Here is a 14,180-nt window from a genome sequence, read left to right on the forward strand (position 1 = left end):
TTGACTCCTGGTGAGGCCGACCGTTACGCGCTCACGCGCGCGGCGAAATCGGCGAGATAGCGGTCGGTGATGCGCTGGCGCAGCATCAGGTTTTCGAGCGGCGGCACCGGCGTGTACTCGTAGTCGAGATACGCCTTGCCGGACTTCAGCACGTCGGTCGTGTTCGGCTCCGGGTCGTACCAGGCCGAGCCGCCGATCAGGTAGCCCTGCGACGTCCATTCGCGGAACTTGCCGTTGATGGTCTCGATGATGTCGCGCGGCAGCGACGGATTGAGCGGGCCGTCGATGATGGCCATCTGCGCTTCGGCGATCGAATCGGCGATGACCTGCGCGGTGCGCGTGTAGTTCTCGAACGCGAACAGCGGATCGTCCGAGCACGTGCGCGAGCCCCAGAAGCGGAAGCCGTTGCGGTTCACGAGCGTCGTCACGTCCTGCTCGTTCAGGAAGCCGGCGTCCGTTGCCGGATCCTGCAGATCCCACGACACGTCCGCGCTGATGCCCGTGACGCCGTTCACGCCGACGTTCGACAGCGTCTTGTGCCAGCCCGTGTCGTTGTCGATCTTCGCGCGCAGGCCCGCGGCGTACGCGGTGGCCGGCACGACGACGGTCGAGTTGGTCGCGTCGTCCCACGCGAGGAAGTCCGGCCAGATCACCATGATTTCGCGCTGGCTGAACTGCTTGCGATACGCAACGGCTTCTTCCTTCGTCTTGGCGCCGTTGGCCGACACGTAGGCGAACGCGCGCAGCGATTGCGCGATCGTCGCGAACGCGGCGGCGACCGGCTGCGTGTCGAGGCCCGGCGCCGCGAGGATGCGCGGCTTCACGCCGAAGCGCGACTGCGCGCCGAGCAGCGCCTTCATGCCGGTGTACTTGCCGTCGGCGGTGACGGCGCCGATCACGTTGGTGTTCGTCTCGGCGGCGTCCTTGCCTTCGGCGACGCGCACGACGATCGTGACGGGCTTGGTCTGGCGGCCGATCGCGTCGAGCGTGCGGCGCAGCGTGCCTTTCTTGCCGGCCTTGCCGAGCGCGGCGACGACGTTGGTCAGCAGGACCGGGGTGTTGAGCGGGAAGGCGGTGGCGTCGGCGTCGTCTGCCGTGCAGACGATGCCGAGCACGGCCGTCGAGATCGTGCGGATCGGACGGGTGCCTTCGTTGATTTCGATGACGCGTACGCCGTGGTGGTAATCCTGCGGCATGGTGTGTGGCTCCTGTGTTGGCTTACGGAAGAGAGAAAACGGGATGAATCCCGTGCGGATCAGGTCGCGGTTTCCGCGACCGGAGCTGCGGGTGCGCTCGGCTCGGCCGGCGGCGGTACGTAGGGCGCGGGCGTGGCGGGCCACGCCACCGCATCGGGGAACGTGTCCGCCTGGATGGCCGACACGAGCGCCATCTGGTATGCCGACCAGGCCTTGAAGTAGTAGGTGCCTTCGTCGTCGAGCAGGCCCGCGGCGTACGCATCGGCCTTGCCGGCGTTCGCCTTGCGAGCGGTTTCCAGGCGTTGTTCGAACTCGGCCATCGCGGCGTCGCGCTTCTCGCGCTGGAGCAGTTCGGGCGGGACGGTCCATGCGCCGTCGATCCAAGCGTGGCGCGATGACGGCCGCGGTTCGGTCGTCAGGCCGAGCTCGTCGGGCGTCTTGCCGGCGACGGTGATTTCGACCGGCTCGCCGGTCTCGGTGCGATAGCAGGTGCGTCCGCGGTAGTCCGGCAGGAGAACCCATGCGCCGTTGCGGTAGAACGGCCAGGACGTCGACGTGCGCGCCGGCGGCTCGTCGAACGTGGCCGACGACGGGACGAGCCAGCGTTCGGAGTTGCGCGGATCGGCGTCGGGCTGGCTGCTGCTCAGGTATTCGCCGGTCGAAGGGCTGTAGTGGTGGATCAGCATGTTTCGGTGTCCAGGTTAATAGGCGCGGATCATGGCGAGCAGCGCGATATTGCGCGGGCGCGCTTCGTCTCCGCCGTCACCGTTGACGGTGATGGCGTGGCTGTGTGCGCCGGAACCGCCAACACCGATGTTGTGGCCGTGGTTGCCGGCGCCTTCCGTGTTGAATTCGTGGTTGTGGCTGCCGGCCGGACTCGTCATCCCCCACCGGTTGTCGCTATCAGTGCTCGAGGAGCCGACGTTGTTGGCGGCTCCCCATGTTCCCCACGGCGGCTGGTAGCTCGGGTTTTCGCCCCAAGGCGAAACGTGCTGGTGGTCGCCGACGCCGGCGGTCCAGCCGTGGTGACCGTGCCAGCCCTGTGCGTCGGTCCAGGCCGAGTGCGAGTGGTCGCCCACTCCCGCTGCGCTCGCACCGTGGCCGTGCCATCGGTTCTGGCTGTCCTGAAACGAACCGATATCCCGTTTCGGATCGATGTCGTCCCGCCCGTCCGCCCAGCAACGGATGAACTCGCCGCGCATTTCCGGGACGCGGAACGTCGTCGCGCCGTCACCGCTGGAAAAGCAGCCCCAGTGAGCTTTCCCCCAATCGGCTTCCGACACGAGCGCGCCGCTTGCCTGGGCGTATGCCCACAGACCCGGATAGTCCGAGCGGTTGACGAGCGCACCGTTTGCCTTCAGGAAGCCGGCGCGCACCGTCGTGCGAGGCTCGAATACGATCTGGCCGATGGATGTCGTCGAGAGGGCGGCCAGTACCCATTCCGTGGTGGCGAGCGCCTTCGAGCGATCGCCTGCGGCGGGCGTCGGGCCCTGCACGGGCGTCTGGAAGGTGGTGCCGCCCGGCGTGAACGAGACCTGCGGGATCCCGTTGCACGTGACGCCGAACACCCCGTCGCTCGTGTGGTAGAGGCCCGTGTCCGGTGCCCCGTCGTTGATGAACGTGAGCGACGGCGCCTGCGCGCTGCCTTCCGCCAGGTAAATCCGCTTGCCCGGATCGAACCAGAGGTCGCCCGACATCGTGCCGCCCTTGGTGCGATCGAGCGGCGTCAGGTTTCCGGTGTGCCATACCGGCTTGCCATCGATCCGGAAGGTATGGTCGTCCACGAAATACTGGAACGAGCCATTGTTACCGGTGTACCAGCCAAACGACTTGGTATTGCCGTAGAGGTAACCGTCGATGGGGCCGAGTCTGATGCGTGCTTCGGGTGCGGTGCGGCCGACCGAAAGTTCCCCGCCGATCCACGTGCCGGAACCTCCGTTGTCAATCGTGACGCGCCCGGTTTCAAGATTTAGCGTGAACGGCCGGTAGTCATTGAACGTGCCATCCGGATCGCCTTTCTTCGTCGAAAGCAGATAGACGTTCGTGCTGTCATTGCGCCAGAACGCGCCGTAGTCGCCGCACGTCATCCGGAAATTCGCGCCTCCGGCATCCAGCTCGCGTGACGTCACCCCACCCTTGAATGTGGCGCTTCCGCCGGCCTGGATCACGTTGCGGCCGTCGTCGTTCGCGACGTCGCCGACGAGCACGCGGCCGCCGTAGGTGATGCGTACGGCGCGGGCCTGGTTCGCATCGGCGTCGGTGTCGTTGGCGGTCTTGTTGAGCCAGAAATCGACGTATTCGCGCCCCCACGCCCCATTGTCGAAGCCCGCCCGTACCGTCGCGATCAGGCGCGTCCCGGTATCAGCGTTGTTGCCGCCGAACGTGCCGTGCAGGCGCATGCGGCTTTCCCGGCCGGTCTTGCCGGACGGCGGGCGAACCGTGACGTGCGCGGTGTTCGGGCCCGCGTCGAACTCGGTGACGACGGGACCGGTGAATTTCGCGCCGGTCAATGCCGCGTACCGCGACGCGGCGGTCTTCGGCGTAAGCACGCGCGTATCGTCTGCGCCGTCGTTCACTTCCGCCTGCGTCGCCAGCTCGACCACGCCCTGCCGCTCGGTCGTCGCCGGCGGATTGAGGAACGACGCGTCGCCGAACACGAGCTGCGTCGCGTCGATCGTCGCGAACTGCAGGTCGGTCGACATCAGCAGCAGCGCGGCCGGCGACTTCTCCATGATCGGCGTCGCCTGGCCGTAGGCGGCCAGCAGCACGCCGTTCTCGAGATAGAGGCCGAACCCGTAGAGCGAGTACTGGTCCGCGGTGTCGTCCTTCAGCGTCGCGTGAATCGTGTCCGGCGCAATGTTGGCGCCGCCGAACGTCGTGATGCGCTTGAGCTCGTTCGGCAGCTTCGTGAGCCCCTTGTCGGCGACGAAGGGCGCATTCGCGAGACCGATTGCCACGACCTGGTGGGCGTTCGTGCCACCGTTGCCGGGTGCGACGAGCGCGGCGCGGCCGGCGTCTGTGATGAGGATCTGGGTTGCCATATGCGATCAGTAGTCCGTGAGAGTCAGGCGGCGATAGACCGCCACGCGCGCGGCGGCGCCGATCCGTTGCCGGCCCCGCATCGCGAAGCCCTGCGTGAACGTGTAGTGCGCCCGTACCGGTTTGGTCCGGTCGATTTCCGCGACGATGTCGGCGACGTATTCGGCGGTCGGCGGTTCGCCCTCCTGGCCGCTGACCGTCATCACGACGTCGAACGTGCCGGGCCGGCCCGGCGGCGCCTGCTCGAACCATTCGCGCAGCACGAGGTTGCCGCCGAAGGTCGCGACGACTTCGCGCACGGCCGCGGCAGTGCCCTTGCGGCGCGCGATCGGAATCGCCTGCCTGACACGGGCGCGCTTCACGTGTTCGGGCCAGTAGTCCTTCCATGCGTCGACGCCGAGATGCCACGCGAGCCACGGCAGCAGATCGGAGCGGATGGCGTCCGGGTTCATCAGCATCGCGAGCGGCGTCGGCACATCGTCGATGCGCGCATTTACTGCGGCGAGATTGCGCTCGAGCCGGGTCGCATTCGGCGGCAGGATGTCATTCATTGCTGTACACCCCGCCGTCGATCAACTCGATCCCGGTGCAGTACGGCGCCTGTTGCTTCGTCGCCGGAATGCCGGCGAGCGGGCTTTCGAGGATCACCTTCTGCACGCCTGCCGCGCGGGCGGCCGCGTAGATGCCGTCCAGCGTGACTTCCATCCCGAGCCGGTGCATGTCGTCGGCGTATTTCTTCATCGCCATGTTGGCTTGAGCGAGCGCCACGGCGCGATCCGGTCCGGCGAAGAACACCAGCCGTGCGCGGATCGCGTAGCGCAGGATTTCCGCGGCGCGCACCGTCACCTTGTCGGTGAGCGGCCGCACGTCGTCGGCCTGCAGCGCGGCTTTCACGGCGTCGACCAGTTTCTGGTCCGCCGTACCGTCGCCGTCGCGCGCGAGCACGGTGACGAGCACTTCGCACGGTGCAGGGCTGACCGCCGAAGCATCGAGCACACGGCCGTCCGCGTTGCGCGCATGCGAGACGTACGCGCCTTCTGGGCCGGCGACGGAGAAGCTTTGCGGCGCGAGCTGCGTGCGGGCGCGCAGGTCTACGTCACTTTCCATGACTGCCGCAACGTTGTGTTCCGGGTCGGCGGGCGTGATCGTCAGGCGGCGGATGCCGAACAGCGCCGCGAGATGGTCGAGGTCCTCGCCGATCGCATACGCGAGCATGACCGCGCGCGCGGCGTCGTTCACACGCTGCCGCAGCACGAGCTCGCGGTACGCGTTTTCCTGCAGCAGCTTCACCATCGGCTCCGATTCGAGCGCGAGCGTGGCGGCGATCTCGGCGTGCTCGGCCGCCGGATACAGCGACACGAGCCGCGCCTTGCGTTCGGCCAGCAGCGTTTCGTAGTCGATCGTTTCGACGACGTCGGGCGACGGCAGCTGAGAGAGATCGATCGGGGTCACGCTCATGCCGGGCTCCCTTGCGCGACCGGCACGCGCGTCGTCACGGCCGTGCCGCTCTCGCTCGTCCAGCCTTCGATGTCGAGATAGATCGCGCCGGCGGCGGCGTTCGAGTCGTCCGCGGCGAGTACGACGCGGGTCAGCGTGAGGCGCGGCTCCCAGCGCATCAGCGCCGTCGCGACGGCCGCATAGAGGCGCGTGCGCATCGCGCCGTTGCCGGGCGCGTCGATCAGGTCGGGCAGTTCCGAGCCGAACGTGCGGCGCTTCACGCACGACGCGAGCGGCGTCGTCACGATCTTGCCGATCGACTGGTAGAAGTGGCCGAGGCCCGAAATCGAGCGGCCGGTGTTCGCGTTCATGCCCTTCATTGCGGTTGGCTCACCAGTTGTCCATCGCCTTGTTCGCGATGCGTGTGATGCGGGAGGCTGATGCCTTGCGAAGTCACTTCTCGGGTGAAGCTGGCCGCGCCGTCGATCTGCATCGTGGCGCCGCCTGCGCCGCCCTTGCCGGTCATGCCGGACTCGAACGCGAGCGGCCCCTTGACCGTCATCGCGCCGGTGCAGGTGGTCTGCTGTGCGTCGAGCGTGATGGTGTCGGCGCGCACGGTCGCTTCCTTCGTCTGCACGGTGACCGAGCCTGGTGCTACGACGAGCACGGTCGCGCCGGCGGGCAGTTCGGCCTTGAGCGCATGCGCGGCGTGGTCGTATGCGATGCTTGCGCCGTCGGGATAGACGCGTGTGTGGGTGTCGGGGCTCGACGCCGGCGCCGGGGCGGCGTCGGAATAGAGGCCGCGCAGCGCGACGCCCTGGGCCGGATCGCCCATCGGGCAGAGCAGCACGACCTGCTCGCCCGGGGTCGGCGGCAGCCACTCGCGCGTGGTGCCCGCGGTGCAGGCGATCCATGGAATCCAGTTGGTTTGCAGTCCGCCGCCGTCTTCGTCGGGCGTGCCGACCGAGACGCGGCACAACGCGGCCCCATGGTCGACCGCGAGGATCGTGCCTTTGCGCACCGCGTTGCGTGCTTGCCGTTGAATTTCGTTAGCGTCCATGTGGTCATGGTGCCGGGTGGGGGCCGGTGGGGCGAGCGATTGCGTGTGTCGTGGCGGTGAGGACGGAAGGGGTGTGAGGCGAATGGGGCGAGACATGCACATCGATCGGTGTGGTGGCACGTGTGGCATGCGCAACACGTCTTTTTTCTCCACCTTCACGGAGATGAAATGGGGATGCTGGCCGACGCCATGATTGCGGCCGATTGAGCTTCTTGTTCGAGGGGGGCGCAGCGTCGAGGCGCTGATGGACGTCGCGCGGAACGTCAGGCGGACGTTTCGTGGAATTGTGGTGCCGGACGCGGCGTTGTGCGCGGCCGACCACGGCGGGTCCGGGCAATCGTGAGGGGGGCGATTCGTCGACCGATCTCATCGAGCGTGCGGCGCAGGTCACCTGTCTTGCGGGACGGGTCGAGCGCGGCGACGACGTTGGTCAGACGGACAGGCGTGTCGGGCGTGATTGCGGCGTCGTCGTCATCGATCGTTCAGGCGATGACAACGACGGCCGTCCAGCGGACGCGAATCGGGAGGCCTTCGCCGGTCAGCATGACGCGGGGGCGTCGTGGCGAATCCGCGGGGCGGAGTCGTCCCCGGATTGATGGACAGGGGAAAGATACGGTCAGGTTGTTGCCGCGATAGCCCGCATTGCGTCGATCGTCGTTGCCTCATGCACCTGGGCAATAGCATCCGCATACCTCTGCTGCGAAGTCGTGCGGAAAGTCACCCAATCTGCATTCACTTGCTGCACCTGCTGCGCCGTGTGCGCGACATACGTCCATGCGTCGCCGTGCCGGCACCACAGGGATACGTGCCAGTCCGCTGTCCCAGCGCTCCACGCGGCAGCCTGAGCGGAGCTCTGAAGGTTGCGCTGATCGGTGTCTGTCGTCGGATAGAACGTTGCCGAGCCGATGGCCGACGACGTGAAACCCGCCAGGATTGCGGCCTGGCATGCTGCGTTCAGCGCCGCGATTGTCGATGCCTTGGCGGATGCGAGCTGCTCGGCAGCGGTCGGCGGCGGAACCTGCGCGAGCGCGCCGCTCACGACATGCCACTGACCCGGCTGGCTGATGCACGTTTGCCACTGCGCCTGCGTGATCTGGATGACGCTCGTGACGCCGGACGGAACCGGGCTGTCGATGCTGTCGTAGAACGCGGTGATATTGCCTTGCGCGTCGAAGGCTGCGAATTTTTGACCCATGATTTATCTCGATCAGTAGCCGATTGCGAGGTATGGAACGCCAGTCACTGCGATCGGCGACTGATTGGTGCCCTGATACGTCGTAATTGAAACAGATGTCTTAGTCCAGGGTGATACGTTTGAGGTGTTATTCCCCCCAGCGGTCCCGGCGAATGTCCATAGGCATGAGTTAGGAAATGCAATCGGGAAAGCGACCGTCGCGCCAGGAATGGACGCGGCCGTGTTCGCATAGCCCCACTGGATAATCAGCCCGCTCGGCAGCTTCTGGAAGCCGCTCGATGCAATCGAATTTCCGAAATCCCCAAGCGACAAGCGCAAAGCAGCAGAGCCACCGACGAGAACCCAAAACCCGCCGTCTGAAACGAAGCGCGCCGTGTCCCCGTTATTGAGAACGCAGGTTGACGCAGATACCAGCGATCCGGTCATCATCTTGTCAGTGCCGGCAGTCGAAATGATCGCGGCATTCACCGTTGCGAGGAATTCGAACGTCGCTCCGGGCTTTACAGACGAAAGCGCCGGCAGTGTATAAGTCGTCGACGCAACTTCAAGCGAGTAGGAGCCGCCCGCGTGAGATGCGGAAAATACGGAATTTGCAATCGACTGAATCCGCGTACCGGTCTGCATATTGCCGAGCGCGCGCTGCACAAATCCCGTCGGCGCCAATTTGTCACTGCTATCGAACTGCCCTGGCGTCGGCGCCTTCGGCACCCCCGTAAAAACCGGCGACTCGATCGGCGCCTTCTGCGCCAGCGCATTCGTCACCGTCGTCGCAAAACTCGGATCGTTGCCGAGCGCATTCGCCAGCTCCCGGAGCGTATCGAGCGCCTCGGGCGACTGATCGACGAGTGCCGCCACCTTCTGCGCGAGATCCGCCTTCGTCGCGTATTGCGGATACGGATCGACGGCCCCTTCATGCGCGTCCTGCCTGTCCTTCAAAAACCGCGTCCGATTCGCCAACTGCCGCAGCGGCACGTTGTCGATCCCGTCCGGCCCGCCTTCGACCGGATCGGACGTTTCGAACTGGCGGATACCAGGCGTCCAGGTCGAGCTTTCAACCAGGTCAGTCATGACTTGATACTCCCTCTGTTGTACTGGCCGTCGCGATGCGCGAAGCCGTTGTAGCGAATCGGTGCCTCGCGGTAGTCGAGCGACGCCAGCATCGAGCGTCGCGGCGCATAGCGCTCCAGCACCGCTTTCAGGTTGTCCGCCTGGTCGCGCGTGATCGGCCGCGACAGCTTGACGATGTATTCCGCCCACGCCGTTTCCCGGCCGTGCACGTAGTCGCCGTTGTAGGTCGCCGACCCGTCGCGCCGGCGCACGCGCCGGCCCTCGACGATCGTCACCTCGCCGAAGCCGAGCCTGCGGATCACTTCGCGCACCGCCCACGGCGTGCCGCGCTTCTGGTGCAGCTGGATCGCACCCCGGACGAGCGCGCGTCGCGCATCGTCGGACTCGGCGAGCTCCCACCCGTCGACCGACACTTCGGCGGCGAGATACGGCAACAGGGCCGCCGCGCAGCGATCCGGATTCCAGTAATCGCGGATCGGAACCGGCAGGCGCTCGGCGGCGGCCAGCGCACGCGCGGCGCGCCGCTCGAGCGGCGTCGCGTTCGGCGGCAGCAAGTCACTCATAGATGCCGCCGTATTCGATGACGATATCGACGCAGCAGGACGCCTGCGTCGGGCCGATCGCGAGGTCGCCGGCCGGCTCGATCAGCTCGGTCTTCGACAGCCCCGCAGCCTGGCAGACGCCCTTGATCGCCGATTCCGCGACACCGACGCCGAGGCGGCGCACCTTGTCCGCATACGCGCGGGCGTTCTTCGTCGCCTGCGCGATCAGCACGTCGGCGCCGACCGGCGAGCGCGTATAGCCCTTCGCGCGGATGCGGTAGCGGACGATCTCGGCCGGGCGCGCGAGTACGGTGTCGTTCAGCGGCCGTTGATCCTCGGCCGACAGCGCGGACTCGACGGCGCGACAGAGCGCATCGTCCACCGTGCCGTCCCCGTCGCGCGACAGCAGCGTGACGAGCACGTCGCCCGGCCGCGGGCGCGTGGCCTTCGCATCGAGCAGGCGGCCGTCGACGGCAAGTGCCTTCGATTCGTACGCGGCAGCCGGGCCGGCCACGCTGAAGCCCTGCGGCGCGAGCTGGATGCGACGGCGCAGCGACTCGTCGTCCTCGTAGACGGCCGGAATATTGTCGGGAAGGTCGGCCGGCGTGACGACGAGCCGTTCGATCCCGAACAGCGCCGCGCGCTGGTCGAGGTCGCTGCCCTTCGCGAACGCGAGCATCACGGCCCGCACGGTGTCGTTGATGCGCTGGCGCAGCACGAGCTCGCGATAGCAGTTTTCCTGCAGCAGGCGCGCGAGCGGCTCGGATTCGAGCGCTACCGTCGCCGCGATTTCGGCCTGGTCGTCAGCGGGCCAGAGCGCGATCAGCGCGGCCTTCCTGCGTGCGTACAGCGTTTCGAAATCGAGCGCCTCGAGCGCGTCGGGGGCGGGCAGGCTCGACAGATCGATGAGCGCGGCGGCCGTCATGCGGCACCTCGCTGCGGCAGCGCGACCCACGTCAGCGTGTCGCGCGCATCGACCTGCGTGTCGTCGACATGCGTGATCACCTGCTTGCCGTCCGGTCCGGTCGTCACGACGACGCTTTCCGTCAGCGCGAGCTTGATCGACAGATCGACCGCGGCCGGATCGCGCACGCTCATCTCGAAGGTGATGCCGTCGGCGCGCGCGGCAGGGTTCGTCACGAGGTCCGGCTGGTTCGCGCGCACCCATTCGACCAGCGCGACGAACACGGGGTCCGCGTCGCCGGTGAAATTCGGCGCGAGCACGCGGGCCGCGTACCGGTATTCGAACGACGGCGTCAGCGTGCCGGTCGCGGCGAGCGACCCTTGCTCGACGAGCACGATCAGCTTGCCCGGGTCGGTCCCGAGCGCGGGAACCGCGGCGACGAGCGCGCGCCGCAGGCTGTCTGGCTTATTCATGCGGATGCTCCCCGTTATCGGCCGGCTGCGTTTTCGCCTGGCACGTCGCGATCATGTCGACCTTGGCCGCGCACGTCGCCCACGCCGCCTTGACGGTCGTGAGCGCAGCGTCGAGCTCACCGTTGGTGCGCGGCGCGAGCGCCGGCAGCGTGCACGGGCTCACCGTCTGGCAGGCTTCCGACGTAATCGTCGGCGCCGGTGAGAGCGGGAGTGGCTTGCAGGCGGACAACGTCGTCAGGCAAACGAGTGTCAGCCCAGGCGCGAAGCGCGGCGTTTTCATCGATCAATCTCCGGTTTTCAAGTCGAACGGCGTCGAGCTTCGACGCGATCGCGTTCTGCGTGCGGTCGAGCCGCGCTTGCTGGCTGGCGCGGTCGGCGGCGTCCTGCTGCAGGCGCCGGATCGTGCCGTCACGGTCGGCCAGGCCCTGCCGCGCGTCGCCGAGTTGCTGCCGGGCGGCGGCCAGATCGGCATGCAGCGCGCGCACGTACAGCGCGCCGGCCGCGCAGGCGGCAAGCACGAGCAGCCCGGCGGCGAGTTTCGCGGCGAGCTCGCTCATGCTGCCGCCGCGGCATCGGCGTCGTCGGCCGGCGAAACGGCCGGCGAAACGGGCTGTGACGCATACCGGTCGTAGGCGCGCGCGAGCTTGACGTCGTAGAGGTTCGCCGCGTAATCGGGCCCGTTGTAGCCGCGCGCGAACGCGGCCCAGTCCCGGGTGCGCAGCGCGGCGAGCAGCCCGGCGTCCGCGGCGACGAACCGCACGAATGCGTCGAGGTGTTCCGCCTCGCCGCTTTCCATGCGCGCGACGAAGTCGTCGATGCCCGCATAGCCGAGGCGTTGCCAGTGATAGCCCATCACCTGGAACGCGCCCCAGCTCGCGGACTCCCACGCCGCGCGGGCGTCGATCACTTCGGCCGCGGCGAGGCGCGTGTATTCGGCGGTGCCGCCGCGATAGCCGCCGCGCGTTTGCGACACGATGTCCGGCTGCTTCGCCGCGAACGGCGCCGGATCGATGCCGCGCGCCTGCAGCCGCTTCCAGAAAATGTGCCGCTCGAACAGGATGACCGGCCGGCCGTCGGGCAGGAAGCCGGCGCCGCGCGATTCGACTTCGTTGACCGCGCGCACGCAGGCAAGCGGCACGCCGAGCGTGCGCGCGGCGCGTTCGAGATCGGCCAGCGCCAGGTGTTGCGGATCGCGCTGGCCGGTGGCGAGCGCGGCGTACGTCTTGGGGCCGGCGACGCCGTCGTCGACGAGGCCGGTTTTCCGTTGCAGCGCGATGACGGCGGCTTCGGTGGCCGCGTCATAGATGTGCGTGACCTGCACCGGATAACCTGCGCGGATCAGGCGGCGTTGCAGCAGGCCCACGTCGTCGCCGTGGTCGCCGAGGCGGCGGGTTTTCATGATTCACTCTCTTCGCAGAAGGCGCGCGACGTTGCCGCGCGCGGCGTACACGAACATCGCCAGCAGGACCGCCGTGGCCGCTTCGAAGAAGCCGACGGCTTCGGCATGCAGCAGCAGCTCGATCGATGCGCCGCCCGTCACCACGACGAGGGCCCACGCGACCCACGACACATGGCGCCGGTGCCGCGCGCCGTTGCGCCGGTAGGCGAGCACGCGCACGAGCGCGGCGAGGTGCGCGGCGAGGGCGATCAGCGCGAGCGGGACGTGCATGTCATCCCCCTTTGCGGAACAGCGAGAGCAGGTCGAGGGTCTTGACCCGCTCGATGAGCTGCAGCGTGACGGCGATCACGAGCGCGGCCGCGAAGAACGCGGCGACGCCGGTCGAATGGATCGGCGTGGCGCTGACGATTTCCGGCGCGGCGAGATAGCCCATCACGAGCGAAATCAGCAGGTAGGCCGCGCGCCGCGCGACGCCGATCTCCTTCGACGTGACGACGACGAGCGCCGCGCCCGTGAACGCGCCGATCAGCGCGTTGCCGTCGATGCCGGGCGCGAGGCCGGCGAGCCCGATCGCGGTCGACAGCACCGCGGCGGTGGTGGTATTCGGTTCGGCCATGGCGGCGTTCCAGGGTCAGTCAAACAGTTGCAGCAGCGGCTTCGTGCTCGACACGGTGTCGAGCGGCGGCAGGTAGACGGGCGTGCCGGTCGGCAGCACGACGCCGAGATCGGCGAGGCCGGTGTTGGCCTCGAGCACGGTTTCGACGGTGCCGTCCGTGCGGCCGTAGTGCCGCCAGCACAGTGCGTCGACCGTGTCGCCTTGCAGCGTGCGCACGATCATGGCCGGCCCCCTCGGTGCCGGACGGCGCGAGCGTCGCGGGCCGCGGGTGCCGACGCGACGCGGAAGAATGTCGATGTCGAGTTGCTTGGCATGGCGAGGTGTCGAACCGTGAGTCAGTGAAGAGGGTTCTCATGTTCGAACTTCGCGCGGCGGGGCTCAACGAGCGGCGTGCGTCGTCCGCCCGGGCACGCAGCGCGGTGCGTGTCCGGGCGGGCGGGGCGTCTTACGCTTCAGGAACGGGCGCGGCAGGGCCGCCGGCGGGGCAGGGCCGTGCAGCCGGATTGCAGCTTGGATGAACTGGCGAGGCCTTGATTGACCTTGTGCAGCCTTGGTTTTGCGGTGGGAGAGTGGCGCAGGGCCTTGATGGGAAAGGGAGGGCGATGCGTAGGTAAAACTCCGAAGGCAGGGGTTGACGCGCCGCTCACCCCTGCTGCGCCAGCCGCTCGAGGAGCGCATCGATCTCCGTATCCGCGAACACCTCGATGCCGTGCTGCCGCAGCAGCGCGGCGGTGACGCCCGCGCCGGCATGTCGGTTGCCCGCAAAGCTGCCGTCGTAGATGAAGCTGCTGCCGCATGACGGGCTGCCGTCGGCCAGCAGCGCGAAACCGCAGTCGTGCGCGCGGGCCAGCGCCAGCGCCGACTCCGCGCCGGCGAGGAAAGGCGCGGTGACGTCCGTTCCGTTCATGTCGACGATGCGGGCGACGCCCGCCAGCACCCGCTGCCCGGATTCGCCGTCGGCAATTTCGGCCGGCGGCCGCGGCACGCCGAATCCCGCCGACAGCTCGGGACAGATCGGCACGAGCCGTCCTTCGCGCCGCCACTGGTCCAGCGCCTGATGCGCGGCCGTCTTGGCCGAGCCGTTGTAGCGGACCGGTTGGCCGAGCACGCACATGCTGACCAGGATCTTCTGCTTCGTCGGCAATGTCGTCTCCTCGCGCGGGATGATGGAAGGGCGTGAAATTCTACGGCAAGCGTGCCGACGCGCAGCGCGTGCCGCGCGCCGCGCCGTCATGCGAGAATCCCCCGCAA

The 14,180-nt window shown here is 67.9% G+C and carries 19 protein-coding genes; all 19 read right to left on the reverse strand.

Features of this window, described 5'->3' with window-relative positions; all coding sequences use genetic code 11:
* Nucleotides 1-23 precede the first annotated feature (23 nt).
* Nucleotides 24-1,196 carry a phage tail sheath protein gene (locus HWX31_RS27625; protein WP_059614759.1) on the reverse strand — a complete coding sequence of 391 codons (1,173 nt, stop codon included), beginning with the start codon at nucleotides 1,194-1,196 and terminating at the stop codon, nucleotides 24-26.
* A gap of 59 nt (nucleotides 1,197-1,255) precedes the next feature.
* A complete protein-coding gene (locus HWX31_RS27630; protein WP_174960513.1) occupies nucleotides 1,256-1,882 on the reverse strand; it encodes a tail fiber assembly protein in 627 nt (208 codons plus the stop codon).
* A 15-nt stretch (nucleotides 1,883-1,897) separates the two neighbouring features.
* Nucleotides 1,898-4,237: a phage tail protein gene (locus HWX31_RS27635; RefSeq protein WP_174960511.1), complete on the reverse strand. Its 2,340-nt coding sequence runs from the start codon at nucleotides 4,235-4,237 to the stop codon at nucleotides 1,898-1,900.
* Between the two features lie 6 nt (nucleotides 4,238-4,243).
* Complete coding sequence (locus tag HWX31_RS27640; RefSeq protein ID WP_059725295.1) at nucleotides 4,244-4,786, reverse strand: phage tail protein I; 543 nt, start codon at nucleotides 4,784-4,786, stop codon at nucleotides 4,244-4,246.
* Complete coding sequence (locus tag HWX31_RS27645) at nucleotides 4,779-5,693, reverse strand: baseplate J/gp47 family protein (protein WP_174960509.1); 915 nt, start codon at nucleotides 5,691-5,693, stop codon at nucleotides 4,779-4,781. Before HWX31_RS27645 ends, HWX31_RS27640 begins: the two co-directional genes overlap by 8 nt.
* Nucleotides 5,690-6,052, reverse strand: a complete 363-nt coding sequence (locus tag HWX31_RS27650) for a GPW/gp25 family protein (RefSeq protein ID WP_059609406.1) — start codon at nucleotides 6,050-6,052, stop codon at nucleotides 5,690-5,692. Before HWX31_RS27650 ends, HWX31_RS27645 begins: the two co-directional genes overlap by 4 nt.
* Entirely contained in the window at nucleotides 6,049-6,732 is a 684-nt protein-coding gene (locus tag HWX31_RS27655) for a phage baseplate assembly protein V (protein WP_174960507.1), read from the reverse strand. Before HWX31_RS27655 ends, HWX31_RS27650 begins: the two co-directional genes overlap by 4 nt.
* Nucleotides 6,733-7,348: 616 nt before the next feature.
* Nucleotides 7,349-7,927, reverse strand: coding sequence for a DUF4376 domain-containing protein (locus HWX31_RS27660; RefSeq protein ID WP_174960505.1), 579 nt, complete (start codon nucleotides 7,925-7,927; stop codon nucleotides 7,349-7,351).
* Nucleotides 7,928-7,939: 12 nt separating this feature from the next.
* Nucleotides 7,940-8,995, reverse strand: coding sequence for a gp53-like domain-containing protein (locus tag HWX31_RS27665; RefSeq protein ID WP_174960503.1), 1,056 nt, complete (start codon nucleotides 8,993-8,995; stop codon nucleotides 7,940-7,942).
* A complete protein-coding gene (locus tag HWX31_RS27670; RefSeq protein ID WP_174960501.1) occupies nucleotides 8,992-9,558 on the reverse strand; it encodes a phage tail protein I in 567 nt (188 codons plus the stop codon). The genes HWX31_RS27665 and HWX31_RS27670 overlap by 4 nt, the downstream gene beginning before the upstream one ends.
* Complete coding sequence (locus HWX31_RS27675) at nucleotides 9,551-10,462, reverse strand: baseplate J/gp47 family protein (protein ID WP_174960500.1); 912 nt, start codon at nucleotides 10,460-10,462, stop codon at nucleotides 9,551-9,553. Before HWX31_RS27675 ends, HWX31_RS27670 begins: the two co-directional genes overlap by 8 nt.
* Entirely contained in the window at nucleotides 10,459-10,914 is a 456-nt protein-coding gene (locus HWX31_RS27680; protein ID WP_174960499.1) for a phage tail protein, read from the reverse strand. Before HWX31_RS27680 ends, HWX31_RS27675 begins: the two co-directional genes overlap by 4 nt.
* Complete coding sequence (lysC, locus tag HWX31_RS35060; RefSeq protein ID WP_230463663.1) at nucleotides 10,907-11,143, reverse strand: Rz1-like lysis system protein LysC; 237 nt, start codon at nucleotides 11,141-11,143, stop codon at nucleotides 10,907-10,909. The genes HWX31_RS27680 and lysC overlap by 8 nt, the downstream gene beginning before the upstream one ends.
* A complete protein-coding gene (lysB, locus tag HWX31_RS27685) occupies nucleotides 11,031-11,471 on the reverse strand; it encodes an Rz-like lysis system protein LysB (RefSeq protein ID WP_174960498.1) in 441 nt (146 codons plus the stop codon). Before lysB ends, lysC begins: the two co-directional genes overlap by 113 nt.
* Nucleotides 11,468-12,313: an N-acetylmuramidase domain-containing protein gene (locus tag HWX31_RS27690; RefSeq protein ID WP_174960497.1), complete on the reverse strand. Its 846-nt coding sequence runs from the start codon at nucleotides 12,311-12,313 to the stop codon at nucleotides 11,468-11,470. Before HWX31_RS27690 ends, lysB begins: the two co-directional genes overlap by 4 nt.
* Before the next feature lie 3 nt (nucleotides 12,314-12,316).
* Nucleotides 12,317-12,583 (reverse strand): phage holin family protein, encoded by a 267-nt coding sequence (locus HWX31_RS27695; protein ID WP_059614783.1) that lies wholly within the window; start codon nucleotides 12,581-12,583, stop codon nucleotides 12,317-12,319.
* A 1-nt stretch (nucleotide 12,584) separates the two neighbouring features.
* Nucleotides 12,585-12,929 carry a putative holin gene (locus tag HWX31_RS27700; RefSeq protein ID WP_059609396.1) on the reverse strand — a complete coding sequence of 115 codons (345 nt, stop codon included), beginning with the start codon at nucleotides 12,927-12,929 and terminating at the stop codon, nucleotides 12,585-12,587.
* Nucleotides 12,930-12,944: 15 nt separating this feature from the next.
* Entirely contained in the window at nucleotides 12,945-13,151 is a 207-nt protein-coding gene (locus tag HWX31_RS27705) for a tail protein X (protein ID WP_059665902.1), read from the reverse strand.
* A gap of 421 nt (nucleotides 13,152-13,572) precedes the next feature.
* Nucleotides 13,573-14,043 (reverse strand): 2-thiouracil desulfurase family protein, encoded by a 471-nt coding sequence (locus HWX31_RS27710; protein WP_174960643.1) that lies wholly within the window; start codon nucleotides 14,041-14,043, stop codon nucleotides 13,573-13,575.
* Between the last annotated feature and the right edge of the window lie 137 nt (nucleotides 14,044-14,180).

This window comes from Burkholderia ubonensis (genome assembly GCF_902833085.1).
Lineage (GTDB): Bacteria > Pseudomonadota > Gammaproteobacteria > Burkholderiales > Burkholderiaceae > Burkholderia > Burkholderia ubonensis.